This is a genomic window from Microbacterium deferens (genome assembly GCF_045517775.1).
Lineage (GTDB): Bacteria > Actinomycetota > Actinomycetes > Actinomycetales > Microbacteriaceae > Microbacterium.
On the sequence record NZ_JBEUWT010000001.1, the window covers coordinates 2,143,054 to 2,168,519 of the forward strand.

At 67.7% G+C, this 25,466-nt stretch carries 26 protein-coding genes and 1 tRNA gene; 19 read left to right on the forward strand and 8 right to left on the reverse strand.

Features of this window, described 5'->3' with window-relative positions; all coding sequences use genetic code 11:
- Positions 1-183 precede the first annotated feature (183 nt).
- The 4 genes from ABTU82_RS10105 (at position 184) to ABTU82_RS10120 (ending at position 4,769) form a co-directional block, all read left to right on the forward strand.
- Entirely contained in the window at positions 184-2,706 is a 2,523-nt protein-coding gene (locus ABTU82_RS10105) for an ATP-dependent Clp protease ATP-binding subunit (protein WP_116647224.1), read from the forward strand.
- Positions 2,707-2,791: 85 nt separating this feature from the next.
- The gene (locus ABTU82_RS10110) at positions 2,792-3,301 is read left to right on the forward strand and encodes an amino-acid N-acetyltransferase (protein WP_116647225.1); all 510 of its coding nucleotides are present in this window, start codon (positions 2,792-2,794) and stop codon (positions 3,299-3,301) included.
- Between the two features lie 45 nt (positions 3,302-3,346).
- Positions 3,347-4,048, forward strand: a complete 702-nt coding sequence (locus ABTU82_RS10115; protein ID WP_407173234.1) for a hypothetical protein — start codon at positions 3,347-3,349, stop codon at positions 4,046-4,048.
- Positions 4,049-4,361: 313 nt separating this feature from the next.
- A complete protein-coding gene (locus ABTU82_RS10120) occupies positions 4,362-4,769 on the forward strand; it encodes a dehydrogenase (RefSeq protein ID WP_116647226.1) in 408 nt (135 codons plus the stop codon).
- A 178-nt stretch (positions 4,770-4,947) separates the two neighbouring features.
- Here the strand turns inward: ABTU82_RS10120 and radA are convergent, their stop codons facing one another.
- Positions 4,948-6,312, reverse strand: coding sequence for a DNA repair protein RadA (radA, locus tag ABTU82_RS10125; protein WP_407173236.1), 1,365 nt, complete (start codon positions 6,310-6,312; stop codon positions 4,948-4,950).
- Between the two features lie 145 nt (positions 6,313-6,457).
- Between radA and ABTU82_RS10130 the strand changes: the two genes are divergently transcribed.
- Together ABTU82_RS10130 and ABTU82_RS10135 are read left to right on the forward strand one after the other, a co-directional pair.
- Positions 6,458-7,444 (forward strand): adenosine deaminase, encoded by a 987-nt coding sequence (locus ABTU82_RS10130; RefSeq protein ID WP_407173238.1) that lies wholly within the window; start codon positions 6,458-6,460, stop codon positions 7,442-7,444.
- A gap of 1 nt (position 7,445) precedes the next feature.
- Positions 7,446-7,913 (forward strand): PCC domain-containing protein, encoded by a 468-nt coding sequence (locus ABTU82_RS10135; protein WP_407173240.1) that lies wholly within the window; start codon positions 7,446-7,448, stop codon positions 7,911-7,913.
- A gap of 67 nt (positions 7,914-7,980) precedes the next feature.
- Here ABTU82_RS10135 and ABTU82_RS10140 read toward each other — a convergent pair whose 3' ends face one another.
- Entirely contained in the window at positions 7,981-8,937 is a 957-nt protein-coding gene (locus tag ABTU82_RS10140) for an L-lactate dehydrogenase (RefSeq protein WP_116647229.1), read from the reverse strand.
- A 215-nt stretch (positions 8,938-9,152) separates the two neighbouring features.
- On the opposite strand from ABTU82_RS10140, the gene ABTU82_RS10145 reads away from it, so the two are divergent.
- Positions 9,153-9,243: transfer RNA gene (locus ABTU82_RS10145), tRNA-Ser, on the forward strand.
- A 160-nt stretch (positions 9,244-9,403) separates the two neighbouring features.
- On the opposite strand, the gene ABTU82_RS10150 is transcribed toward ABTU82_RS10145, so the two are convergent.
- Both ABTU82_RS10150 and ABTU82_RS10155 read right to left on the reverse strand, forming a co-directional pair.
- The gene (locus ABTU82_RS10150; protein ID WP_407173242.1) at positions 9,404-9,922 is read right to left on the reverse strand and encodes a hypothetical protein; all 519 of its coding nucleotides are present in this window, start codon (positions 9,920-9,922) and stop codon (positions 9,404-9,406) included.
- Positions 9,923-10,097: 175 nt separating this feature from the next.
- Positions 10,098-10,439: an ArsR/SmtB family transcription factor gene (locus ABTU82_RS10155; RefSeq protein ID WP_407173244.1), complete on the reverse strand. Its 342-nt coding sequence runs from the start codon at positions 10,437-10,439 to the stop codon at positions 10,098-10,100.
- Positions 10,440-10,529: 90 nt separating this feature from the next.
- On the opposite strand from ABTU82_RS10155, the gene ABTU82_RS10160 reads away from it, so the two are divergent.
- Entirely contained in the window at positions 10,530-11,846 is a 1,317-nt protein-coding gene (locus ABTU82_RS10160; RefSeq protein ID WP_407173246.1) for an FAD-dependent oxidoreductase, read from the forward strand.
- A gap of 51 nt (positions 11,847-11,897) precedes the next feature.
- Here the strand turns inward: ABTU82_RS10160 and ABTU82_RS10165 are convergent, their stop codons facing one another.
- Both ABTU82_RS10165 and ABTU82_RS10170 read right to left on the reverse strand, forming a co-directional pair.
- Positions 11,898-12,293, reverse strand: a complete 396-nt coding sequence (locus ABTU82_RS10165; RefSeq protein WP_407173248.1) for an arsenate-mycothiol transferase ArsC — start codon at positions 12,291-12,293, stop codon at positions 11,898-11,900.
- The gene (locus tag ABTU82_RS10170) at positions 12,290-12,994 is read right to left on the reverse strand and encodes an arsenate reductase/protein-tyrosine-phosphatase family protein (protein ID WP_407173250.1); all 705 of its coding nucleotides are present in this window, start codon (positions 12,992-12,994) and stop codon (positions 12,290-12,292) included. The genes ABTU82_RS10165 and ABTU82_RS10170 overlap by 4 nt, the downstream gene beginning before the upstream one ends.
- Before the next feature lie 48 nt (positions 12,995-13,042).
- Here ABTU82_RS10170 and ABTU82_RS10175 point away from each other — a divergent pair, with 48 nt between their 5' ends.
- Both ABTU82_RS10175 and ABTU82_RS10180 read left to right on the forward strand, forming a co-directional pair.
- Complete coding sequence (locus ABTU82_RS10175) at positions 13,043-13,801, forward strand: aquaporin (protein WP_116647240.1); 759 nt, start codon at positions 13,043-13,045, stop codon at positions 13,799-13,801.
- Between the two features lie 11 nt (positions 13,802-13,812).
- Positions 13,813-15,195: an FAD-dependent oxidoreductase gene (locus ABTU82_RS10180; protein WP_407173251.1), complete on the forward strand. Its 1,383-nt coding sequence runs from the start codon at positions 13,813-13,815 to the stop codon at positions 15,193-15,195.
- Positions 15,196-15,238: 43 nt separating this feature from the next.
- On the opposite strand, the gene ABTU82_RS10185 is transcribed toward ABTU82_RS10180, so the two are convergent.
- Positions 15,239-15,988, reverse strand: coding sequence for an arsenate reductase ArsC (locus tag ABTU82_RS10185; protein WP_407173253.1), 750 nt, complete (start codon positions 15,986-15,988; stop codon positions 15,239-15,241).
- A 103-nt stretch (positions 15,989-16,091) separates the two neighbouring features.
- Here ABTU82_RS10185 and ABTU82_RS10190 point away from each other — a divergent pair, with 103 nt between their 5' ends.
- The 3 genes from ABTU82_RS10190 (at position 16,092) to ABTU82_RS10200 (ending at position 18,251) form a co-directional block, all read left to right on the forward strand.
- Positions 16,092-16,418: an ArsR/SmtB family transcription factor gene (locus tag ABTU82_RS10190; protein WP_116647243.1), complete on the forward strand. Its 327-nt coding sequence runs from the start codon at positions 16,092-16,094 to the stop codon at positions 16,416-16,418.
- Complete coding sequence (locus tag ABTU82_RS10195; RefSeq protein WP_407173256.1) at positions 16,415-17,377, forward strand: arsenate reductase ArsC; 963 nt, start codon at positions 16,415-16,417, stop codon at positions 17,375-17,377. Before ABTU82_RS10190 ends, ABTU82_RS10195 begins: the two co-directional genes overlap by 4 nt.
- A 199-nt stretch (positions 17,378-17,576) precedes the next feature.
- Positions 17,577-18,251 (forward strand): SDR family NAD(P)-dependent oxidoreductase, encoded by a 675-nt coding sequence (locus ABTU82_RS10200; RefSeq protein WP_407173257.1) that lies wholly within the window; start codon positions 17,577-17,579, stop codon positions 18,249-18,251.
- A 39-nt stretch (positions 18,252-18,290) separates the two neighbouring features.
- On the opposite strand, the gene ABTU82_RS10205 is transcribed toward ABTU82_RS10200, so the two are convergent.
- Positions 18,291-18,929 (reverse strand): hypothetical protein, encoded by a 639-nt coding sequence (locus ABTU82_RS10205; RefSeq protein WP_407173258.1) that lies wholly within the window; start codon positions 18,927-18,929, stop codon positions 18,291-18,293.
- A gap of 212 nt (positions 18,930-19,141) precedes the next feature.
- On the opposite strand from ABTU82_RS10205, the gene ABTU82_RS10210 reads away from it, so the two are divergent.
- The 6 genes from ABTU82_RS10210 to ABTU82_RS10235 all read left to right on the forward strand — a co-directional run bounded on the left by ABTU82_RS10210 (position 19,142) and on the right by ABTU82_RS10235 (position 25,173).
- Positions 19,142-20,155: a DUF1852 domain-containing protein gene (locus ABTU82_RS10210; RefSeq protein ID WP_407173259.1), complete on the forward strand. Its 1,014-nt coding sequence runs from the start codon at positions 19,142-19,144 to the stop codon at positions 20,153-20,155.
- Positions 20,152-21,174: a methionine synthase gene (locus ABTU82_RS10215; protein ID WP_116647247.1), complete on the forward strand. Its 1,023-nt coding sequence runs from the start codon at positions 20,152-20,154 to the stop codon at positions 21,172-21,174. The genes ABTU82_RS10210 and ABTU82_RS10215 overlap by 4 nt, the downstream gene beginning before the upstream one ends.
- A 28-nt stretch (positions 21,175-21,202) precedes the next feature.
- Positions 21,203-21,430 carry an RNA-binding S4 domain-containing protein gene (locus ABTU82_RS10220; RefSeq protein ID WP_116647248.1) on the forward strand — a complete coding sequence of 76 codons (228 nt, stop codon included), beginning with the start codon at positions 21,203-21,205 and terminating at the stop codon, positions 21,428-21,430.
- Between the two features lie 179 nt (positions 21,431-21,609).
- Entirely contained in the window at positions 21,610-22,878 is a 1,269-nt protein-coding gene (locus tag ABTU82_RS10225) for an ammonium transporter (protein WP_116647249.1), read from the forward strand.
- Positions 22,879-22,989: 111 nt separating this feature from the next.
- The gene (locus ABTU82_RS10230; protein WP_116647250.1) at positions 22,990-23,559 is read left to right on the forward strand and encodes a hypothetical protein; all 570 of its coding nucleotides are present in this window, start codon (positions 22,990-22,992) and stop codon (positions 23,557-23,559) included.
- 96 nt (positions 23,560-23,655) lie between these two features.
- Entirely contained in the window at positions 23,656-25,173 is a 1,518-nt protein-coding gene (locus tag ABTU82_RS10235) for an NAD-dependent succinate-semialdehyde dehydrogenase (protein ID WP_407173262.1), read from the forward strand.
- Positions 25,174-25,466: the final 293 nt, after the last annotated feature.

The window sequence follows — 25,466 nt, forward strand, 5'->3', positions numbered from 1 at the left end:
CAACGATAAACGATACGGTCGCGGTGTCAACCGCGAGTTCCGCGACCAAGACGAACGCCGCTATGCCCCCAGCGAACACGGGTCCTCAGCTGTCGGGCCGTCGTTACTCTCGATGTACGGCGCGGGGCTGTGCGCCTGCCACCCCCACAACGCCTGTCAGCCCACACCGGAAAGGGACTGAGGATGTTCGAGAGATTCACCGACCGTGCTCGTCGCGTGGTTGTGCTCGCCCAAGAAGAGGCGAAGATGCTCAACCACAACTACATCGGCACCGAGCACATCCTGCTCGGGCTCATCCATGAGGGTGAGGGAGTCGCCGCCAAGGCCCTCGAATCGCTCGGCATCTCGCTCGACGCGGTGCGCGAGCAGGTACAGGACATCATCGGCCAGGGTCAGCAGCAGCCGACCGGCCACATCCCCTTCACGCCCCGCGCGAAGAAGGTGCTCGAGCTGTCGCTGCGCGAAGCGCTGCAGTTGGGCCACAACTACATCGGCACCGAGCACATCCTGCTCGGGCTCATCCGCGAGGGTGAGGGCGTCGCCGCGCAGGTGCTCGTCAAGCTCGGCGCCGACCTGAACAAGGTGCGCCAGCAGGTCATTCAGCTGCTCTCCGGCTACCAGGGCAAGGAGCCCGCCGCCGTCAGCGGCGCGGCGAACGAGTCGGGTCAGGCCGCTCAGGGCGGTTCCGCCGTTCTCGACCAGTTCGGCCGCAACCTGACTCAGAGCGCCCGCGACAACAAGCTCGACCCCGTGATCGGGCGCGAGAAAGAGATCGAGCGGGTCATGCAGATCCTCTCGCGTCGCTCCAAGAACAACCCGGTCCTGATCGGTGAGCCCGGCGTCGGCAAGACCGCCGTGGTCGAGGGCCTCGCGATCGCGATCGTCAAGGGCGACGTGCCCGAGACGCTCAAGGACAAGCAGGTCTACTCGCTCGACCTCGGGTCGCTCATCGCCGGATCCCGCTACCGCGGCGACTTCGAAGAGCGCCTGAAGAAGGTCACGAAAGAGATCCGCACCCGCGGCGACATCATCGTGTTCATCGACGAGATCCACACCCTCGTCGGAGCCGGCGCCGCCGAAGGCGCGATCGACGCCGCATCCATCCTGAAGCCGCTCCTCGCCCGCGGAGAGCTGCAGACGATCGGTGCCACGACGCTCGACGAGTACCGCAAGCACTTCGAAAAGGATGCTGCGCTCGAGCGCCGCTTCCAGCCGATCCAGGTCGCCGAGCCGAGCCTGCCCCACGCGATCAACATCCTGAAGGGGCTGCGCGACCGCTACGAGGCGCACCACAAGGTGCAGATCACCGACGGCGCGATCGTCGCCGCGGCGAACCTCGCCGACCGCTACATCTCCGATCGCTTCCTCCCCGACAAGGCCATCGACCTGATCGACGAGGCCGGCGCCCGCCTGCGTCTGTCGATCCTCTCGAGCCCGCCGGAGCTGCGCGAATTCGACGAGAAGATCGCCAAGGTCCGCCAGGACAAGGAGGTCGCCTCCGAGGAGCAGGACTTCGAGAAGGCCGCATCGCTGCGCGACGAGGAGAAGTCGCTCCTCGCCGAGCGCCTGCGTCTCGAGAAGCAGTGGCGCACGGGCGACGTCGCGTCGCACGCGATCGTCGACGAGGGTCTCATCGCCGAGGTGCTGGCGCAGGCCACCGGCATCCCGGTCTTCAAGCTCACCGAGGAGGAGTCGAGCCGGCTCGTCTTCATGGAGAAGGCGCTGCACCAGCGCGTCGTGGGCCAGGAAGAGGCGATCTCGGCCCTCGCGAAGACGATCCGTCGTCAGCGCGCCGGCCTCAAGGACCCCAAGCGCCCCTCGGGCTCGTTCATCTTCGCCGGCCCCACCGGTGTCGGTAAGACCGAGCTCGCCAAGGCGCTCGCCGAGTTCCTGTTCGACGACGAGGGCGCGCTGATCTCGCTCGACATGTCGGAGTACGGCGAGAAGCACACCGTCTCGCGTCTGTTCGGTGCCCCTCCCGGGTTCGTCGGATTCGAAGAGGGCGGCCAGCTCACCGAGAAGGTGCGGCGCAAGCCCTTCTCGGTCGTGCTCTTCGACGAGATCGAGAAGGCGCACCCCGACATCTTCAACTCTCTGCTGCAGATCCTCGAGGAGGGTCGTCTGACCGACGGTCAGGGCCGCGTGGTCGACTTCAAGAACACGGTCATCATCATGACCACCAACCTCGGTTCGTCGGCCATCGCCGGCGGCCCGGTCGGGTTCCAGGTCGAGGGCAACGCGCAGACGAGCTACGAGCGCATGAAGGGCAAGGTCGACGAAGAGCTGAAGCGGCACTTCAAGCCCGAGTTCCTCAACCGCGTCGATGACGTCATCGTCTTCCCGCAGCTGTCGAAGGACGAGCTGGTGCAGATCGTCGACCTGTTCACCAAGCGTCTCGCCGACCGTCTGCTCGACCGCGACATGACGATCGAGCTGTCGCAGGCCGCCAAGGAGAAGCTCATCGAGATCGGGTTCGACCCGACGCTCGGTGCACGCCCTCTCCGCCGGGCGATGCAGCGCGAGGTGGAAGACCGCCTCAGCGAGCAGATCCTGCACGGCGAGCTGAACTCGGGAGACCACGTCAAGGTGGAGCTCGAGAACGGCAAGTTCACGTTCGAGACGACTCCTCGCGGCGACAAGGTGGCCGTCGGTGTGGCCACCGGCGGAGAGATCACCGCGACGCCCGACATCACCGCGTCGAGCTGACACGACCACAACGAACGGAGGGGCGGATGCTGCGAAGCATCCGCCCCTTCGTCGTTCCGGTCTGTGCCGGGCGTAGGGTTGCAGGATGACTTCGTACACCGTGCGTCCGGCTCGCACGGGTGACGTGCGAGCCATTCGCGATCTGCTCGAGCCGTTCGTGCAGCGGCGGATCCTTCTGGGCAAAGACCTCGTCGTGCTGTACGAGGCGGTGCAGGAGTTCGTCGTCGCCGAAGACGCCGACGGTCAGATCATCGGATGCGGCGCTCTCCACGTGATGTGGGAAGACCTGGCCGAGGTGCGCACCCTGATCGTGGCCGATGGATGGCTGCACCGCGGCGTCGGCCGGCTGATCGTCGATGCGCTCGAGGATCGTGCGACGACGCTCGGTGTGCGACGCCTGTTCTGCCTCACGTTCGAGGTCGGCTTCTTCGAGCGACGGGGATTCGCCCCCATCGGCGAGCAGGTCGTCGATCCCGATGTGTACTCGCAACTCATCCGCAGTCCCGACGAGGGTGTCGCCGAGTTCCTCGATCTCGCGCACGTGAAGCCGAACACGCTCGGCAACACGCGAATGCTGAAGACGCTCAGAGCCTAGGCGCGCCGAACAGGTGCTGCGCGCTTGCGCGCCTACCCTGAAAGCATGAGTGGTCCCACCCCTCGGCGCAGAAAGCACTCGCCCGCCGTCTACCGGCGTCGACGCCTCGTCGTGCTGCTCACGGCGTTGATCGTGGTCGCCGGTCTCGTGTGGCTTTTCATCGCGCAGCCGTGGCAGAGTTCCGCATCGACAGAGACCCTGCCGGTGCCGTCGTCGTCGTCATCATCGTCGTCACCGCCATCATCGTCGACGAGCGAGTCGGCCGCACCCGAGGCTGACGCCGAGACGCCTGTGCCGGAGGCCGACGCCGAAGAACCGGCGCCCGACCTCACCCCCAGCGCGGAACCCTGCATCGCCGCCGATCTGCTCATCGAAGCGGTGACCGATCAGGCCGTCTACGCCGCCGGACAGAATCCGCAGCTGTCGATCCGTTTGACGAACCAGAGCACGACCGACTGCACGCTGAATGTCGGCACGAGCGCTCAGGCGTTCACGATCTCGAGCGGGCCCGACATCTGGTGGCGCTCGACCGACTGCCAGACCGAGCCGAGCGACATGACGGTGCTGCTGTCGGCCGGTCAGCAGGTCACCAGCGCGACCCCGCTGACGTGGGATCGCACCCGCTCCTCGGTGGACACGTGCCAGGGTGACCGACCGCCGGCCGCCGGCGGTGGGGCCACTTATCGACTCAGCGTCGCGATCGGCGGCCTTTCGTCGTCGAACACGGCTGCTTTTCAGCTCAACTAGCTGTTTTGTCCCCCAAACGGAGGACAGACGGGCCGGATGGCCGTGGATATTCTTGGAATGTTCCCCGCAACGGGCGTCTCGTCACTGTCCCCAGCAGGTAGCACTCGACCGTCCCCAACGGCCCGAGTTCGAGCGTTCGCGGGAAGCAGTGGGCCCTCTCGAATCTTTCAGCCCCCAACTGGGCGATTCGAGAGGGCCTTTCGCGTCGTACGCAACGATGCGATCGGGTCGACGGTACACGCCGCCTCCGGCCGTGTCGAGGGGGCTCGTCGTCGTCGGAGGAGCCCCGCGCCTCCGCGGGTAAGTTGGTGTGATGCCCGGAAAGAAGCGCGGAAGAAAAGCCTCCGACCTCGAGTTCCGCAATACCGCCCTCACCGACGCCCTGCAGACGCAAGACATGGCCGCCGTCGCCTTCGCGCTGCGGCACGGTCCGACCGTGGCGCCGCTGATCCGGGTGGGTGCGCTCGACGACCCTCTCGACGCCGGTGATGTGTGGACCTATCGCGACCCGAACACGGGCGACGTCGCGCTGCTGCTGTTCAGCGACGCGGCGCACAAGCCCGAGACGCTGCCGCCCGACGTCGCGCTGCAGTCACCCGCGTGGCTGCGGGCGTTCCTCACCGCTCACGAGAACGAGATCACGACGGTGTTCCTCGATATCGCGGGGCCGCACCCGCTGCAGTCGTCGCCGACCGATCTGCTGGCAGCGCTCGAGGCCTGAGCTCGCCCCGGGTCGACCCCGCTGCCCGTTCGTGGCAGACTCGGCCCAATGGAGTTCCTGATCGTGGGCGCCGTGTGCGCCGCAGGCCTCGTTTTTCCGGTGGCGCTGAGTCTCGCCGATCCGCGACGGCGGCGTCCGGGGCGCAACTAGCCCCCACCGCATCACCGACCCGCGTCGATCAGAAGTCGGGCGTATCGCCGCGCCGAGGGGCGTGACGCACCTGTAGGTCGTTCAGGGCGCCGCTGAGACTCTTCGACCTGTCGTCGACGAGATGGCGGTAGCCGAGTCGCGTGGCTTCCGACCTCCGCTGCGCCGACTGCGTGACCGGGCGGATCTCACCGGCGAGGCTGAGCTCGCCGACCGCGGCGGACTGCGGCGGAGTCGCCCGATCGTTCATCGCTCCCGACACGGCGATCGCGATCGCGAGGTCGGCGGCGGGCTCCACGAGCCGGACCCCGCCGACGGTCGAGACGTAGACGTCGTTCTTCGAGACGTCGAGACCGGTGCGCTTCTCCAGCACCGCGAGCACCATCGCGACCCGGGCCGCGTCGACGCCGCTGACGATCCGCCGCGGGTTGGGGGCCTGGGTGGGGATCGTCAGAGCCTGCACCTCGACGGGCAGCGCGCGGCGCCCCTCGAGGGCGATCGTCACGCAGGTGCCGGGCACGGGGTCGCCGTGGCCGAGGAAGAGACTGCTGGGGTCGGGCACCTCGGTGATCCCGTCGCCGGTCATGTCGAAGCATCCGACTTCGTCGGTGGGGCCGAAGCGGTTCTTCAGCGCCCGCACGAAGCGCAACGACGTCTGGCGATCGCCCTCGAACTGGCAGACCACGTCGACGAGGTGCTCGAGGATGCGCGGGCCCGCGATGGAACCGTCTTTCGTCACGTGGCCCACGATGATGACGGGGAGCCCGCGCTCTTTCGCGGTGCGGATGAGGGTCGAGGCGACCTCGCGCACCTGGCTCGGCTGACCAGCCGCGCCGTCGGACATCGACGACGACACCGTCTGCACGGAGTCGACGATGAGGAGCTCGGGCGCGACCTCGTCGACGTGACCCAGGATCGTCGCCAGGTCGGTCTCGGCGGCGAGATACAGCTCGTCGTGCAGGGCGCCGGTGCGCTCGGCGCGCAGGCGCACCTGTGCCGTGGACTCTTCGGCGCTGGCGTAGAGCACGCGTCGGCCGGCACGGGCGCTCTGGGCGGCGACCTCGAGAAGCAGCGTCGACTTGCCGACGCCCGGCTCGCCGCTGAGCAGGATCGCGGCACCGGGAACGATGCCGCCCCCGAGCACCCGGTCGAACTCGCCCACGCCGCTCGTGCGGCGGGGTGCATCGGTGGTGTCGATCTGTGTGATGGGTCGTGCAGCGCGTGATGCCGTGGGGGCGACGGCGCTGATGGAGCGCAGGATGCCGGTCTGCTCGGCGACCTCGACGACGGTGCCCCATTGCTGGCATTCGGCGCAGCGCCCCGCCCACTTCGACGTGGTCCACCCGCACTCGGTGCACCGGTACGGCGCGGGCGGAGCGGAGCGTCGGGTGGCCATGGGATCAGGCTAGCCCGCGCCTCGGACATCACGGCCGGTGTGCCGCCGCTCTTCGATCGCTCGCCGATGCGCGAGCGGGCCGCAGGACGTGGTTTGCTCGAGGGGTGCCGGGTCACGCACGCGGCCGGCAGATGCGCGGAGGTAGATGATGGGGCCCACGGCCGAACTGCACGTACACATAGAGGGCACCCTCGAGCCGGAGCTTCTCGTCCGCCTCGCGCGCCGCAACGGGATCGACCTGCCGACGTACGACGTCGACGAGCTGCGGGCGACCTACGCGTTCACCCGTCTGCAGGACTTCCTCGACGTCTACGAGGCGAACACCGCGGTGCTCCGCACCGAGGAAGACTTCGCGGAGCTCGGCGATATGTACTTCCGCCGCGCAGCGGCCGCGGGAGTGGTGCGCGCGGAGGTCTTCTTCGATCCTCAGGCCCACGTGCGGCGCGGAGTCCCGATCGAGGCGGTGGTCGGGGGTCTCGGAGCGGCCGTCGATGCGGCGCGCTCGCGGGGGATGTCGGCCGATCTCATCCTGTGCTTCCTCCGCGATCTCGGACCCGAGGCCGCGATGGAGATCTTCGAGGCAGCGCTGCCGTTGCGCGACCGGTTCATCGGGGTCGGGCTGGACTCCACCGAGGTCGGCTATCCGCCGTCGCTGTTCCGCGACGTCTATGCGCGCGCCGCCGCAGAGGGACTCCACCGCGTCGCGCACGCCGGCGAGGAAGGCGGGCCGGACTACGTATGGGAGGCGCTCGACGTGCTCGGAGTGGAGCGGATCGACCACGGCAACCGTGCCCTGGAAGACCCGGCGCTCGTGGCGCGGCTGCGCGACGACGGCGTCGCGTTGACCGTGTGCCCGTTGTCGAACCTCGCCCTGCGCACCGCCCCGCCGGAGCTGTCGGCGCATCCTCTGCCCGTCATGCTCGAAGAGGGGTTGCTCGTCAGCATCCACAGCGACGACCCGGCGTACTTCGGCGGCTACGTCGACGACAACCTGCGGCAGGTGCGCGATGCCCTGCGCCTGGACGACGAGACCATGCGGCGACTCGCGGAGAACAGCTTCGTATCGAGCTTCGCCCCCCGCGCGCAGGTGGAGGGGTGGATCTCGCAGATCCGCGCCGGAGCGGTGGGCTGACGTGCGGGCGGCGAAGGTCACGCTGGGGCGACGGTGGATGCTGGTGCTGGAGCCCGGTGACGAGGTGCTCGCAACGGTCACGCGGTGGGCGGAGCGGGAGGGCGTCACCTCTGCCACGGTGGACATGTTCTTCGGCGTGCTGCGCAGCGCCCGCCTGATCGCGACGAACGGGTCGATGGACGACCCCGAGCCGCCGCTCCCCGACCAGGTCGAGGTTGCCTATCTCGAGGGCGTGGGAGCCGGATCGATAGGAACGGTAGGCGGTCGGACGGTCGTGCATCTGCACCTCGCCGCCGGCGCGAAGGGGGAGGGCGGGGCCGCGTACGCCGGCCACCTTCTCGCGGCCGAGACCCACTACACGCTCGAGATGGTGGTGCAGGAGGTGCTCGATCCGGTGTTCCGGCTCGAGCCCGACGCGGTGTTCGGCATCAACTGCCTGCACTTCGACGAAGCGACGGCGGTGTCGTGAGCAGACGGCGTGGCAGACCCGCCCTGATCTGAACCCTCCGACGAGAGACTTCGGACAGCGCCCCGGGCTACGCGCCGCGCAGCGACTCAGCCACCGTCGACAGGGCGTCGGCCGAGCGGCGCAGCAGCGTGTGCTCGTGATCGGAGAAGGAGGTCTCGGGAATGGGGACCGCACCGGCGGCACTCACGATCGAGGGCACCGACAGGGCGACGCCGTCGAGGCCGTGGAATCCGTTCAGCACCGTGCTGACGGGCATGACCGCGTGCTCGTCTCCGAGGACGGCCTCGACGATCCGCGCGCTGGAGAGGCCGATGGCGTAATTCGTCGCGCCCTTGCCCTGGATCACCTTGTAGGCCGCGTCGCGCACGTCGATCGCGATCGCGTCGAGTTCGTCCTGTGTCATGCGGGGGTGGCCGGGGGCCTCCCACTCGAGGATCGGCACCGTGCCGATCGTCGCGCGCGACCACAGCGGGAACTCGGTGTCGCCGTGCTCGCCCACGATGTAGGCGTGCACGCTCGACGTCGACACCCCGGCGCGCTTGGCGAGGATCCACCGCAGCCGCGAGGTGTCGAGCACCGTGCCGGAGGCGAAGATCCGCTCGCGGGGGAGGTTCGTCGCCTCCTGCGCGAGCACTGTGAGAACGTCGCAGGGGTTGGTGACGATCACGTAGATCGCGTCGGGTGCCGCTTCGAGCAGCTGCGGCATCATCGTGCGGAGGATGCCGGCGTTCGTGGCGGCCAGTTCGATGCGCGACTGCCCGGGGTTCTGCTTCGCGCCCGCCGTGACCACCACGACGTGCGAACCCTCGACGACCGACAGGTCGCTGCCGCCGATGATGTCGCTCGTGCCGGTGAACTGCGTGCCGTGCGCGAGATCGAGCACCTCGGCCTCGACCTTCGCGGTGGCGATGTCGTAGAGGGCGACGTGCCGTGCCGACCCGCGGATCAACGCGGCATAGGCCACGCTCGATCCGACGCTCCCGGCACCCACGACGGTCAACTTCGAGTTCTCGATCACGCTCATGCGCTCAGTTTCGCAGGGGGCGGGTCGCGGCGCAGGTCTTTTGTCTCGACGGTGACCGACCGCCCCGAGGCCCGGGGCCGTGGGCTCGTGTGGCGGAGTCCGTCCCTGTCCGTGCGGCGTGATCGCGGGGCGGCGGAGGTCGTCGAGATGGGCTGAGCGGATGCTGCGCTCGCCCCGGTTCGCGCGAGCCCGTGGCGTGTCGTAAGCTGGTCGGCGGTGACGTGTCCGAGCGGCCGAAGGTGCAACTCTCGAAAAGTTGTGTAGGGTAACCCCCTACCGTGGGTTCAAATCCCACCGTCACCGCCAGTTTTACCAGATCAGCGCCCCTTTTGCGGGCGCTTTTCTGCGTCCTGGGCGCAAACTGGGCAAGATCTTCACCCGAATGGCCGGCCAGCTGCCGGCCGGTGAGCTCGCCGGAGCGGAGCAGTGCTGGTGGCGGTAGAAGTTCCCTCACGTGCGATCGCGCCTATTTCCGCCGATGACCCCATACCTCGTTCCAATAGGAGGCGTCGACGCTCGAGACACGGAGCACCTCGTCGAGAGCACGGGGGGCAAGCCAGAGTTGAATCAGGTACCGGTCGACCACACCTTCAGCGAACTCACCATTTGCTCCGGCATCACGGCCCTGCGCACTCACTCGTACCCGGTAGCTCCCTGACGGGATCGGCAGGGAGCCCGCCGACTCACCGGCCCACGTCTCCCACCCGATAGGCGAGCTCGGGCGGAACACAGTCGACACCTCCACCACGTCCTCCCAGTCCTCCAGGGGAGGTTCCTCTTCCCATCGTTCGATCCGAACCTCGGACCCTCCCGAGCGCCTCGCCAACACGACATGCACGACCCCCGGAACGCCAGCACCTACCCAACCGTTCACCTGGCCGGCAAAGAAACGGTCCGCGTCACCGTCGAACGACTCCCTGCCCTGCCCCAGAGTGAACTGCCCGTAGTCCGTCGACACGACCGTGTCCATCAGCACCGACATCACGGCCGAAGCCTAACCGCACGCTCATCGCCGCCCGAGGATCGATCCGTCGCCGAAGTGGGTTGACGGGGTTGGCGACTCGAGCCGCTGCCTGGTGGTATCTCTCTGGCTGCAATCACACAGCTGAGCTGGCGCGCTCTGGAGCGATTGACTCGCTGATCCCTCGCCGTAGGTGCGACTAGGCGCGAAGTGCTCGCGCTGCGTGTTCGAGAGCTTCGGGGGCGACGCGGTAGTACGCCCAGCGGCCGCGTTGTTCACGTGTGGCGAGCCCCGCATCGACGAGCAACTTCATATGGTGGGACACGGTTGGCTGGCCAAGACCGACGGGTTCGGTGAGGTCGCAGATACAGGCCTCGCCGCCGTCCGACGCCGCGATGAGTGAGAGTAGTCGCAACCGTGTGGGGTCGCCGAGCGCTTTGAAAGTGCGGGCAATCCGCTCGGCCTCGCCCGGGCTCAGGACTCCCGCAGTGACCGGGGCGCAACAGGTGGCCACAGGTGGAAGAGGGAGCGTCGTGGGCATGCGAAGAGTCTGCCAGGTCACATTGACATCTGTCGATACATCGACAAGCATCGATATACCGCCTACCCAGTGATGCCTAGAGGGGCTCTCATGAACATTCTGCCTGTCGTCGTGATCGGTGCCGGGCCGCAGGGGCTCGCCGCCGCAGCCCATCTCGCGGAGCGCAATATCTCGACCGTGGTCTTGGAGGCTGGGAGCGGTCCGGCCGCGGCGGTGGCCGAGTGGGGCCATGTGCGGTTGTTCTCTGAGTGGCCGGAGCTGGTTGATCGCGCCGGGGCCCGTCTTCTCGAGTCCACGGGGTGGTCGACGCCCACGACGGGATATCCGACGGGTGCCCAGTGGATCGCGGGGTATCTCGCGCCCCTGGCCGCAGCCATGAGTGACCGGATCCGTTACGGGGCTCGAGTCGTGGGGGTGTCGCGGCTGGGCCGCGATCGTCTTGTCGACGCGGGCCGGGGTTCGCAGCCTTTCACCGTGCACGTCCAACCGGCTGACGGGGAGGAATACCGGTTGCAGGCTCGAGCGGTCATCGATGCCTCGGGCACCTGGTCGTCCCCGAATCCGGCCGGCGCTGATGGTCTGCCGGCGCTGGGGGAGAAGGCGGAGTCTGACCTCTTGTCGTACCGCATCCCTGACTTCCGCGATCGCGGAGGATTCGAGGGCAAGCACACCGTCGTCGTCGGCTCGGGTCACTCCGCGATCACCGCGGTCCTCGCGCTGGCACGGATGGCTCGACGTGACCCGAATACAACCGTGACATGGGCGCTACGTCGCGCCACGACGGGCAACGCCTTCGGTGGTGGTGAGGCGGATGAACTGCCCGCCCGCGGTGCGCTCGGGATCAAGGCGAAGGAGTTCGTCGACGCCGGCCTCGTCTCCCTCGTCACCGGTTTCCGCGTCGAGCGCGTCGTCCGTGACGGCGAACGCCCCATCCTGGTCGCAGAGGATGGCCGTACCCTCGCCGCCGATCGCGTCGTCGTGCTCACCGGGTTTCGGCCCGACCTCTCCTTCCTTTCGGAGCTGCGGCTGGAGCTGGACCCCACCCTGCAAGCCCCGGTGCGGATTGCGGCGGAGGTTGACCCCAACCTGCACTCCTGCGGTTCGGTCGCCGCGACGGGTGCCGTCGACCTCGCGCAGCCTGAACCTGATTTCTACCTGGTGGGCGCGAAGTCGTACGGACGCGCCCCGACGTTCCTCGCGCTGACCGGGTACGAGCAGGTACGCAGCGTGGTTGCAGAGCTCGCGGGGGACCGGGAGGCCGCTCGGCGTGTCGAGCTCGTGCTGCCAGATACCGGTGTGTGTGGTGGGGCGGGCTTGTTCGATGCCACGGGGGCATCGCTCGGCGGCGCCTGCTGCGCACCACCCGCCCAGGTTCTGCAGATCGGGCGCATCTCAGCATCCGTCTGACGCGAGAGCGGGAGGGCGGCGCGCACGCGCTCGGCCCTCCCGTTGTCGCAGTTATCGGCTGAGGATCGTCGTCTGGATCTTGTCCGACACGGCTTCGCGAAGCGGCCGCACGGCGTCGGCGTCCCACGCCTCCGGATTGGGGAACGACCACTCCAGAACCTCGCCCCGCGGGGTTGAGGGAAGCGCCAGCCCGGGCTTCATCAGAACCACCACGTCGGCTTCATCCAGATCTGCCACCGTGACGGCGCGGGGGACGCGGCTGGTGATGTCCATGCCCAGCTCAGCGACAGTCGCGGCAACGGCAGGGTTCACCTCGTCGGCCGGGGCCAGGCCCGCTGAGGTCGCGGTGAATCGGTCGCCCGCGAGGTGCTCGAGGAGCGCCGCCCCGAGCTGCGAGCGGCCCGCGTTGTGCTGGCAGATGAACAAGACGGTGGGGTTGTCGTTCACGGGTGTGATTCCTTTGTGGGGTGGCTGAGGTCGGTCGTGAGTCGGGGAGCGAGTTCGGCAATGCGGCGCTGCAGTTCGCTGTAGGTCTCGTCGAACGCGGCGTCGCTCCCCACTCGAACGGGATCCGGGATAGACCAATGCAGGTGCCCAGACACGCCGAGTTCTTCGTGGGCGTTGTCGCAGACGGTTACGACGAAATCAGAGTCCGTCAGGACGTCGTCGAGCGCGTGGGGGTGCTGGTCGGCCAGGGGAAGGTTGCGTCGGGTGGCAACCTCGAGGGCTCCGGGGGCGATTTCGGCGGCGGGGTGGGTCCCACCCGAGGCGGCTGGAATGTCACTCACCGTGGCCCACAGCGCCGCCGCGAGTTGCGACCGCGCTGAGTTTGCCGTGCAGACGAACACCACGCGTCGCGCTCGCGCGACCTGCCCGGGGGTCAGGCCCTCGAGGGCGTCGTCGGTGAGATGAACGTAACTGCGCCGCCTGTCGGCCTCGGACCGGGACCGGGCGATCATCCCTGCCGATTCCAGCACGTTGAGGTGATGGCTGATCAGGTTCGAGGGAATCGCGAGGGCAGTCCGAATCTCGGTGGGGGACAGATCCCCCATCGTCAGCAGATCGATGATCCGTAGGCGCGATGGATCGCTCAGCGCTGCGTGCTTAGCTGCCCGCGCCTCCAGCTTCCGAGTTCGCTCAACGTTCATTGGTTCAATCTTGACTGAAACAGTTCGGCCGGTCAAGATGGGCAAGCCATGAACATCTCTGACTCCTCCGCCGCGCCGCCGCGCCCACATGTCTTGCGCCGTGCGTCGGCCGAGTTCCTTGGAACAGGTCTGCTGGTCACCGTGGTGGTGGGTTCGGGAATCGCCGCACAGCGGCTCTCCCCGGACGACGTCGGACTGCAGCTACTGGAGAACAGCCTCACCACAGCCCTCGGGCTCGCTGTGCTGATCCTCATGCTCGGGCCGGTTTCCGGTGCGCACTTCAATCCGGTGGTGTCGATCGCAGACTGGCTGCTGGGCCGTCGCGAGGGCACCGGCCTGCCGCTACACGACGTGGCGCCGTATCTCATCGCGCAGATCCTGGGCGGGGTCGGTGGGACGCTGCTCGCAGGCGTCATGTTCGACGTCGCGCCCGCTCTGTCATCGAATGCGCGCGCAACGGGCGGGCATCTTGTCGCAGAGGTGGTCGCTACCGCGGGTCTGGTGCTCTTGATCTTTGCTCTCGCCCGTACGGAGAAGGGCGCGGTTACTGCCGCGGCGGTCGGTGCATATATCGGCGCCGCGTATTGGTTCACCAGCTCGACGTCGTTCGCGAATCCCGCGGTGACGATCGCCCGCATGTTCACCGACACCTTCGCCGGCATCGCCCCCGGATCGGTGGCGCCGTTCATCGTCGCACAACTCCTCGGTGCCGGCGTTGGCCTGGCTCTCCTGCTGGTCTTCTACCCGGCGGCCGCCCGCACAGCGAGCGACGTCCTCGTTCCTCGTCATACCGAAACTCAGCCCTGAAAGGCACAGTCATGCACCTCGTAGCGATCGGCGGAAGCGACGCCGGAATCTCCACCGCACTCCGAGCCCGCGAACTCGACCCGTCTGTCGACGTCACCGTCGTCGTCGCGGACGCCTACCCCAACTTCTCGATCTGCGGCATCCCGTACTACTTCTCCCGGGAGGTGCAGCCGTGGCAGTCCCTCGCCCACCGCACCCATGCCGACCTCGAGGCCACGGGTATGAATCTGCGCCTGAACACTCTCGCCACCGGGATCGACGTAGGGGGTCGCATGCTCACCGTCCGCGACGCCGACGGCGCCGAGTCGACCATCGCGTACGACGAACTCATGGTCGGCACCGGTGCGGGACCGTCGACGGCGGGAATATCCGGCCTCGATGACCTGGGCCCCGAGGACGGCGTGCACCTCCTCCACTCGATGGGCGACACCTTCGCGCTCGAGCGCTATCTGGATGAGCATCAGCCGGAGACGGCGATCATCGTCGGCGCGGGCTATGTCGGGCTGGAAATGGCTGAGGCTCTCACTGTCCGAGGCCTGAAGGTGACCCAACTGCAGCGTGGTCCCGAGGTGCTCTCCACTCTGGACCCGGAGCTGGGGGCTCTTGTCCATGACGAGCTCACCCGCCACGGCGTCGAGGTCATCACCGGAACCCGCGTGGCCGCTGTGTCCCGAGATGGCCGGAGGCTCGCCGTCACGGGCACCCGCGAGGGGGAAGAGTTCTCACGCAGCGCCGAGCTGGTGCTCGTCGTCGTGGGCGTCCGACCGAACACCAGCCTCCTCACCGCCGCCGGTGCGACCACCGGTGCGGGTGGGGCGGTCGTCGTCGACGAGCAGATGCGCACCGGCCTTCCCCACGTGTGGGCAGCCGGAGACGGAGTCATCACGCACCACCGTCTCTTGGGCGTGACGTACCTTCCGCTCGGCACCACGGCGCACAAGCAGGGCCGCGTCGCCGGCGAGAACGCGATCGGCGGTGACACCCGCTTCGCCGGGAGCCTCGGCACACAGGTCGTGAAAGTCTTCGACGTCGTTGCTGCCCGCACCGGGCTACGCGACCACGAGGCGCTGGCGGCCGGATTCGCACCTCGCAGTCACACCGCTGTCGCGGATGACCACAAGCGCTACTACCCCGGCGCGACACCCATCAGCATCCGTATCACCGGCGATGACGGCGACGGGCGCCTGCTCGGGGCGCAGCTCATCGGTACCCGCGGGGCCGAGATATCCAAGCGTGTCGACACGTACGCGACCGCACTGCACCACAGCATGACTGTCGAGGCGATGAGCGACCTGGACCTCTCCTACACGCCCCCGCTCGGCTCCCCGTGGGACGCAGTGCAGGTTGCGACCCAGGCGTGGTCCCGCTCGGCAAGCACCTCGCCCATGGGGTGACGCCGCGTCTGGGGTGGTGGGCGTCGTGCCCCCCACCCCGCCCCTATGGGGTGGAAACGGCCGAGTTCGGGCGTCCTCGCTCGACGTCGGTGGGCGCCAGATCGAAGACCAGATCTTCCACGAGAAGCTGAACCTCGTCCCGAAGCGCCCTCACTCCGTCGAGGGAGAGATCGGCGGGGTCCGCCAGGTGCCAGTCGAGGTAGCGGCGGCCCGGGTAGATTGCGCACGCGTCGCCGCATCCCATCGTGACCACCGCGTCGGCGGCCCGGATCACGTCGTCGGTGAGCGGCTTGGGGAACTCCTCCGACACGTCGATTCCCTGTTCGCGCAGAGCGGTGACGACGTTGGGGAGCAGTGCCTCCCCGGGCTGTGAACCTGCGGAACGAACGTGGACCCTGTCGCCCGCATAGTGCCGGGTCAGCGCGGCGGCCATCTGACTGCGGCCCGAGTTCTGGACGCAGACGAACAGGATCTCCGGGACGCGCTTGGCGATCAGCCCCCTGGATTGAGCCAGAGCGGTGAGTCGGTCGCGAGCGAACTTCTCCGCAAGCGACGGCAGGAGCGTCGACACCTTCGCCGTTCGAGCAAGTGCGGCATAGGACTCGAAGACCACGCGTTCGACCGTCTCGCCGCTGACCATGCCAGCGAACTGGCGGGCGAGTTGCTCGGCAGCGCGTGTGAGGACAGCATCCGGTGCGAGAAGGCCCGCTTGACCGCGCCCCTCGTGGATGTTGCGGTGGCCCTCGGATCGCTCTGGAGGACGTGGTGGGGTGGTGGGCGGGTTGTTCGACATTGGACCTCCTTCGCCACCTAAATGATAGATGTACGTCTATATGTTTCGCTAGGGTGAGCGCGGGTCCCATAGATCGTCGTCTATCTCTCCGTAGGATGTCGCTATGCCGTTGTCTGCACCGATGCCCGCCGCCTCGGAGCCGGGGCGCTCGCCGTTGGGCCGGTCTTCCGCGGAGGAATTGGCACGGACGCTCCGCGCGGTCGCTGATCCGACGCGGTTGCAGTTGTTGAGCGTCGTACTCGGTTCTGCTGATGGCCGCGCCACGGTGGGGCAGGTCGCCGAGGCGTTGGGGTTGCGGCAGCCGACGGTGACGCATCACGTGCGCATTCTGGTGGAAGACGAGCTTCTGGTGCGCGAGCGGGAGGGGAAGTACGTGTGGCTGTCGGTGGCCGCTGACCGGCTTGCCGCAATCGAAGATCTGCTGCGATGACGGAGCAGGCCGCGCACCATCGAGTGGGTCGACCGCTGGATGCTGAGGCGGCTGAGAGCCGGGCAGCGCAGGCAGCGGTGCTGGCGGACGTGCTCGCGCTCCGAGCGCTCAGTGCTCTGGCTGCGGGCGCACCAGAGGCAGACTTGCCGGGGTTGTTGCACGTTGAGCAGTCGCAGGTTCGCGCCGCAGTGGGGCGGCTCCGCATGGTGGACATCCTGCACATCGACGGTGACGGCCGCCCGACGCTCACGGCTGAAGCGTGGGTGCGTTTCGGCAGACTCCTGGTCGGCGGCACACCCGCCCTCCCCGCTGTCGCGGACGGCCCGGCAATGGCTGCTCTCCCCGCGGCGATCGAAAGCGTCGCTCGCGATCTTTCCTACCGGTTCAGCTCGACGTTCGGGGCGGAGACTGTGTCGCGATACGTCGCGGATAGCTACAGATTGCTCAGCCGACGCGCGCGCGTTCACTCTCAACTCTCATCGCTCACGGCGCGCTACTCAGCGGATCGCCTCGACGCCCTCGCCTCCGCGCGAGGATTGGTGCTGCGCGGAACCCCGGAGGTCCTCTTCGTCTGTGTGCAGAACGCGGGGCGATCTCAGCTGGCGGCTGCCTACCTGCGTCATCTGGCCGGGTCTGCCGTGCATGTCCGGACTGCGGGGTCGGAGCCGGCCGGGGAGGTGGATCCGCGCATAATCGAGACGCTCGCGGAGGTAGGGGTGCCGCTGACGGACGAGTATCCCAAACCACTCACGGACGAGGTTGTGCAGGCCGCGGACTACATCATCACGATGAGCTGCGGAGAGGCGTGCCCGGTGTACCCGGGGCGCCGTTACATGGACTGGGATCTGGCCGATCCCCTCTCGCTCGATGACGCTGGGCTGCGCGGTGTGAGAGACCGCGTGCGCGAGCTCGTCGAAGATCTTCTCGACGAGATGCGTGTGAACCCCGTCGCGTCTTGAGGCGGTAGCCAATCCCGCGGATCGTTTCGATGCCGACCGTGCCCTCGCACGATCCATCAGGGTGCGACGGACGGCCGTGTCCAGCCGGCCCGATCTCTCTCTTGCGGAGCGCTCTTCTGCGATTCGGGCACCATCCGTGGTCGAATGTCACCGGAGCGTGCTCACGGGTCGAGTATCGAAGCATCGAGAAGGGTTGATCATGGCAACGATCGCGATCGTCGGAGCAGGTCCTGGCCTGGGTGCGGCCGTCGCCCGCCGGTTCGGTCGGGAGGGCCACGCGATCGCACTGATCGCGCGCGACGCCGCGAAGCTCGACGACCTGGCCGCGCAGCTGCGGAGCGAGGGCTTCGAAGCGCGGGGCTACGCGGCGAGCGTGCTGGATGCTGACGCCCTCGACAACGCGTTGGCGAGCGCGGCCGCCGATCTCGGCCCCATCTCGGTGCTGCAGTACAGCCCGCTGCCCTCGCGCACATACCTCGAGCCCGTGCTCGATCTCACGCCCGAGCTGGCCATCGAGGCGCTGCGCTTCTCAGCCATCGGCCTCATCCATGCGGTGCGGGCCGTGCTGCCCGCGATGCGCGAGGCGCGCGCCGGCAGCATCATCCTCATCAACGGCGGAACCTCGGTGAAGGCTCGTGCCGGGTTCTCCGGAACGTCCGTGGCGTTCCCCGCCGAGAGCGCGTACGGCGAGATGTTGCACGACGCGCTCGCCGACGAGGGCATCGGCGTCTCGCAGCTGGTCATCCCCGGCGCCATCCCGAAGCTGAACCTCGACAACGGCATCGACGACGTCGCCGAACGCATCTGGGAGCTCCACACCGCGCCGGGTGATTTCAGGACGATGCTGATCCCCCTCGAGGACGGCCGAGAATAGCGCTTCCGCGCGTGGGCTGACGCGCGGTCGAATGATCGGTCAGCCTCCCGGGCCGCCCGGATCGATCGGAGCCCCGTCGCCGTTCTCGGGAAGGTCTCCGCGCTCCACGGGTGTGGGAGGAACCTCGGGGGCATCCGAGAAGAGGAGGTCGAGTTCGGCCTCCGACGGCACGTGCACGGCCCTCGCGGCCGCCCGCAGGTCGGCGGGCGGCGCCTCGTTCATCCCGGCGACCCAGATCGATGCGCCGTCTCGGGCGGCGACGTACTCGTCCACGCCGCCCGCCGCTCGGTGCCAGATATCGCCCTCCTCCTCTGCGCACGTCACGGGCGCACCGGGTGTCTCCCACAGCGGCGTCTCGGCGCAGGTCGCGGCGGTGAGCTCCGTGCGATCCGTGCGGATGGTGATCATCGACCCGGTGGCCTGGTTGAACCATGTCGCCGACATCCCGTCGATCGCGCCCGGGCCGACGGACTGCGGTGCCAGGTCGTAGCCGTCCACCTCGGTCGTGTAAACGAGGTCCGCCGCGATGCCGACCGCGCTCGCGCGCTCAGCGATCACGTCGGCGGCCGCCGCGTCGGCACCCGGTGCCGCCGACGCGCATCCGCCCAACGTGACGGCGAGCGCGACGCCGGCCGCGTGGATCGTGACGGTCGATCGCGACGAACGATGTCGGGGCATGGCAGCATCCTCGCCCATGATGCGCGGTTCTATCCAGCGATGACGCGACGCACGGCGACGCCGCCGATCGCGGCGGATTCGTGGCGGTCGGGATCGGGTCGAGCAGTCGCGTAGGCGCCGACCCGACGTGGCCCGGTGGCGGAGCAAGACCGCGTGACGGATGTTTACGACTCGGATTGCGGGTGCGAGACCGACTGGTGAGGATCGGAACCGTGCGTCTCATCTCTCCGTACTCTCCCGCTTTCTCCGTCGAGCGCACCCGCTTCGACGTGGACTACCGCCCCTCGGGCAATACCCGGCTCACGACGAACTTCGCCAACCTCGCTCGGGGCGAGTCCCGCGAGCAGAACCTTCGAAATGCGTTGCGGATGATCGACAACCGTTTCAATGAGCTGGCCCACTGGGACAACGAAGACGGGGATCGGTATTCGCTCGACCTCGACATCGTGTCCGTGGAGGTGGATCTCGACGAGCACGGCGCCGGCGATGGTTTCCCCATCATCGAGATCCTGCAGACGACGATCGTCGACAGGGTTGCGGGCGCGCGTATCCCGGGTGTCGTGGGCAACAACTTCTCCTCGTACGTACGCGACTACGACTTCAGCGTCGTCCTCCCGGCACACAACGAGGGGCGTTCCGACCTCGTCGTGCCGGCGGGTTTCGGGGAGTTGCACGGCACTCTCTTCCAGAGCTTCCTGCGCTCCGATGTGTACGCGCAGCACTTCTCGAAGCGACCGGTCATCTGTCTGAGCGTCTCGAGCGAGAAGACCTACCATCGCACCGACAACCGCCATCCCGTGTTGGGCGTCGAATATCGCCAGGACGAGTTCTCGTTGACCGATGAGTACTTCGCGAAGATGGGCATGCAGGTGCGGTACTTCATGCCGGCGGGGAGCGTCGCACCGCTGGCCTTCTACTTCATCGGTGATCTGCTGAGCGACTGCACCAACCTCGAGTTGATCTCGACGATCAGCACGATGGAGACCTTCCAGAAGATCTACAGACCGGAGATCTACAACGCCAATTCGGTCGCGGGCAAGAGGTATCGACCGAGCCTGAGCACCGCGGACTACTCCACGACCCGGATCGTCTACGACAGGGTGGACAGGAGCCGGCTCGCCGTGGAGCAGGGGAGGTTCGCCGAGGAGAGGTTCATCGAGCCCCATCGGGAGGTTCTGGAGGAATGGTCTTCCCGCTTCCGCGAGCAGCAGGGAGGGCAGTCATGACGAACCTGCTCCCCACATCGACTGCCGGGAGCCTGCCCAAGCCGTCATGGCTCGCCCAGCCCGAGACCCTCTGGTCCGAATGGAAGCTGCGCGACGACGAGTTGGCGGAGGGCAAGCGCGACGCTCTGCGTTTGTCGTTGTCGGATCAACGAGCGGCAGGCATCGACATCGTGAGCGATGGCGAGCAGACGCGGCAGCACTTCGTCACCACCTTCATCGAGCACCTCGGCGGCGTGGATTTCGAGCAACGTGAGACCGTCCGGATCCGCAATCGCTATGACGCGTCGGTTCCCACGGTCGTCGGGGCGGTGAGCCGCGAGAAGCCGGTGTTCGTGGACGACGCCCGCTTCCTGCGCTCGCAGACCGATCAGCCCATCAAGTGGGCACTGCCCGGCCCCATGACGATGATCGACACCCTCTACGACGCGCACTACGGCAGTCGGGAGAAACTGGCGTGGGAGTTCGCGACCATCCTCAACCAGGAGGCCAGGGAGCTGGAGGCGGCCGGCGTCGACATCATCCAGTTCGACGAGCCCTCCTTCAACGTCTTCTTCGACGAGGTGAAGGACTGGGGCGTCGCCGTGCTGGAGCGGGCCGTCGAGGGCCTCACCTGCGAGACCGCCGTCCATATCTGCTACGGGTACGGGATCACGGCGAACACCGACTGGAAGAAGACCCTGGGATCGGAATGGCGCCAGTACGAGGAGACCTTCCCCCAGCTCCGGGGGTCGAGCATCGACATCGTCTCGTTGGAGTGCCACAACTCCCACGTCCCCATGGATCTCTTGGAGCTCATTCGTGGGAAGAAGGTCATGGTCGGGGCCATCGACGTGGCCACCGATGCCGTCGAGACGCCCGAGGCCGTCGCCGACACCCTGCGGAGTGCACTGCGGTTCGTCGATGCCGACAAGCTCTACCCCTCCACCAACTGCGGCATGGCGCCGCTGCGCCGGAGCGTCGCTCGCGCCAAGCTGGTCGCGTTGGGAGCCGGCGCCGAGATCGTCCGACGAGAGGTCTGACTCTCGCTCGGTTGGCTACCATTCGGGGATGGCATCTTCTGGTCCCGTCGACGACGTATCGATCGGCGGTGACGGCATCCGTCTCGGGCAGTTCCTGAAGTTCGCGGGTCTTCTCGACTCCGGGGGTGACGTGAAAGAAGCCATCATCGATGGCTACGTGGCCGTGAACGGCGAGGTCGACCGCCGTCGGGGCCGTCAGCTGCAGCTCGGCGACATCGTCACCTTCCAGGGGCGCGGCGTCCGCGTCTGCCCGTGAGCGCCGCACCATGGCGCCCTCGCGCGCGTCGCAGGCGGCCGCCCGCGTCACGCAGTGTTTACATGAGCGGTGCATGACGCAACATCCCCGAAACAGGGGATGTGGGGGATGGAAACGGTGATTCGTCACTCTGTGTAGACCCGACGCACTTCTTGCGTCCCCGCAGAGAGGTCCTCGAGATGGATCAAGGCAATACCGCATTCATTCTCATCGCAGCGGCGCTGGTGCTGTTGATGACACCCGGGCTCGCGTTCTTCTACGGCGGCCTCGTGAAGGCCAAGAGCGTGATCAGCATGATGATGCTGAGTTTCGGCGCCATGGGTCTGATCGGCGTCCTCTGGGTGCTCTACGGCTACGCGATCGCGTTCCCGGGCGCTGAGGGAACCGTCGCGCCCTGGGCGATCGACTGGTCGGCCGTCGGACTCACGAGCCTCCTCGAAACGCCTGAAGGAGCGGCGTACCCGCCGCTGGCGTTCGTCGCCTTCCAAGCCACCTTCGCCATCATCACCGTCGCGCTGGTCTCCGGCGCGATCGCCGACCGGGCCAAGTTCGGGTCGTGGATGATCTTCGCCGGCATCTGGGCGACGGTCGTCTACTTCCCGGTCGCCAGCTGGGTCTTCAACTTCGGCCTCGCCGAGGAGGGCGGCTTCGCGTACGGCGGATGGATCACCCACGGTCTGCAGGAGTGGATCGGCGTCGGTGCGATCGACTTCGCCGGCGGAACGGCTGTGCACATCAACGCCGGAGCGGCGGCCCTCGCCCTCGCGCTGGTGCTGGGCAAGCGCGTCGGATTCCAGAAGGGCGTCCACGTCCCCCACAACCCGCCCTTCGTGCTGCTCGGCGCGGGCCTCCTGTGGTTCGGCTGGTTCGGCTTCAACGCGGGCTCCGAGCTCGCCGCCGACGGCACCGCGGCACTCGCCTTCGTCAACACGATCGCGGCCCCCGCGGCAGCCCTGCTCGCGTGGCTCGTCGTCGAGAAGATCAAGGACGGCAAGCCCACGTCGGTCGGCGCTGCATCCGGTGCGGTCGCCGGTCTCGTCGCGATCACCCCGGCCTGCGGTTCGCTCACCCCCGTGTGGGCCATCGTGCTCGGCCTCATCGCCGGTGCCGTCTGCGCCCTCGCGATCGAGCTGAAGTTCAAGCTCGGCTTCGACGACTCGCTCGACGTGGTGGGCATCCACCTCGTCGGCGGCATGATCGGAACCCTGTACCTCGGCTTCTTCGCCATCGACACCGGCCTGTTCATGGGCGGCGACGGAACGCAGCTGCTGGCACAGGCGATCGCGGCCTTCGCGGTGCTGATCTACTCGTTCGTCCTCGCCTACATCATCGGCTTCGCCATCGAGAAGACGATCGGCTTCCGCGTCAAGAACGAAGACGAGATCGCGGGCATCGACACCGTCGTCCACGGCGAAGAGGGCTACGTTCTCGCCGACGGCAGGGCCTGATACACACACGCACGACAACGGTGCACCGGGTGGCTTCGGCCGCCCGGTGCACCGGTCGTCGGTGGGCGCGACGGGCGTCCGCCTCCCCCGCGACTTCAGAGGATCGACCCCGTGGACGTTCTCTCCTTCCTCCGGTTGCCTCCGCAGCATCTGAGTGACGGCATCGGCACCCTGCGCGACATCTGGACCGACGGCGGCTCCGGAGCGAGCCTGCGCTGGCTGCTGCGCCTCGTCGAGCTGCGGAGCCCTCACGGGAAGATCTATGCGCCGGCCGGCACAGAGCAGCTGATCGTCGGCATCTCGGGTCCGCAGGTGCGGATCGGAGCCGGTCGGGGCGTGCCCCTGCGTCGCGACAGGGCGCTGGCACAGGACGCCGCCCTGATCGAGATGCATCGGCCGGTCGACCGGCCGGGTGGCACGAGCCGCTTGCTCGTGCTGGCCTTCGATCCGCGTGTCGTCTCGGCCAGCGCCACGTTCGACGATCTCGACGGGGACCGCGCCGTCGAGATCGGCACCGAAGCGATCGTGGTTCTGAAGGGACACGTGGAGCACGACGGCAAGCGTCTCGATCCGCAGTCGGTGTCGATCCTGCGCGCCCCGGTCTCCGATGCGCTGCACGCCCAGGGCGCCCGCATCCTCGCCCTGAAGTTCACAGACGTGCGGGAGACCGTGCGGGGCTGACGTGCGAGCGGATCATCGCTCATTTCGACGCAGTGGCGATCCACGATCGCTGCGTGTACGCGATGTCCATCGTCGGTCGGCGGGTCTCTGGCGAGAATGGCGGGGAGTCACTGTCGCCCGCGTTCGAACCGAAGGAGTCCCGTGTCAGACAACAGAGAGTCCGAGCTGCTGGCATCCGTTCCCGACGGGCTCTTCATCGCCGGGGAGTGGCGCACCGCCGAAGGCGGCAAGACGCTCGATGTCGTGGACCCCTCGACCGGCGCCGTCATCCGAACGATCGCCGACGCGTCGATAGCCGACGGCGAAGCAGCGATGGATGCTGCGGTCGCAGCTTTCCCCACGTGGGCCGCCACCCCCGCGCGCGAGCGCGGCGAGATCCTGCGTCGCGCGTTCGATCTGCTTCAGGCGCGCAAGGAGGACGTCGCGCTCCTGATGACACTGGAGATGGGCAAGCCTCTCGCCGAGGCGCGAGGCGAAGTGGTCTACGGCGGTGAGTTCCTGCGCTGGTTCAGCGAGGAGGCGCCGCGTATCCAGGGGCGCTACGGGCCCAACCCCGAGGGCACCGGACGGATGATCGTGTCGCAGCATCCGGTCGGCCCCTGCTTCCTCATCACCCCCTGGAACTTCCCGCTCGCCATGGCCACGCGGAAGATCGCACCGGCCCTCGCCGCCGGGTGCACGGTCGTGATCAAGCCGGCCGAGCTGACCCCGTTGACCACCCTGCTGTTCGTTCGCCTGCTGGAGGAGGCGGGTCTGCCCGCGGGGGTCGTCAACGTGATCACGACCTCGACGTCGGGAGCGGTGTCGGAGCCCATCATTCGCGACCCCCGCCTCCGGAAACTCTCGTTCACGGGTTCGACGCCGGTGGGACGCAAGCTCCTGGAGCAGGCGTCGGCGGGCGTGCTGCGGACGTCGATGGAGCTCGGCGGCAACGCACCCTTCGTCGTGTTCGACGACGCGGATCTCGACAAAGCCGTCGACGGGGCGATGGCCGCGAAGTTCCGCAACATCGGGCAGGCCTGCACGGCGGCGAACCGCTTCATCGTGCACCGCTCGCTCGCCGGGGAGTTCGCGCGGCGGGTTACCGAGCGTGTGGAGCAGTTCCGCATCGGTCGCGGGACCGAGGACGGCGTGACGATCGGTCCGCTCATCGACCAGCGGGCGGTCGACAAGGCATCCGCGCTGGTGGGCGACGCCCTGGAGAGAGGCGCGACCCTGAACACCGGTGGCTCCGCGATCGCGGGATCCGGCACGTTCTACGAACCCACGGTGCTGAGCGACGTCAGGGCGGGGAGCGACATCCTGCGCGAGGAGATCTTCGGACCCGTCCTCGCGATCGTCCCGTTCGACGACGAGGATGAGGCCGTGCGGTTGGCCAACGACACCGAGTACGGACTGGTGTCGTACGTGTACACCGAGAGCCTCGCCCGAGGTCAGCGAATGATCGAGAAGTTGGAGACCGGGATGATGGGCCTGAACGTGGGCGTCGTCTCGAACGCGGCGGCGCCGTTCGGCGGCTGGAAGCAGTCGGGGCTTGGCCGAGAGGGGGGCGCGGAGGGCATCCACGAGTACCTCCAGACCAAGTACACGCTGACTCCGAACCCCTCGGCCTGAGGCGCGACACGCCCGGGACGCACCGTGATTGGACGAGTGCGGGATCCCGCCTTAGAGTTATATCTGTTCGCCCCAAAGGGTTGAGCGGAGAGGCCGACAGGCCCCGCCCCCTCAAGTGGACGAACATCCCGATCTGGTCAGGCTCTTGAGCGTGACCGACCGCAAGGTCTATGATCAGGAGCCCGGTCACTCCGACCGAGTCAACCAACACTCTTCTCGCTTCGGCGGCTGAGACGCGGATTTGACAGTCGGTGTGGGTGGGATAAGGTAGTGAAGTTGCCCTGCGGGCGAGG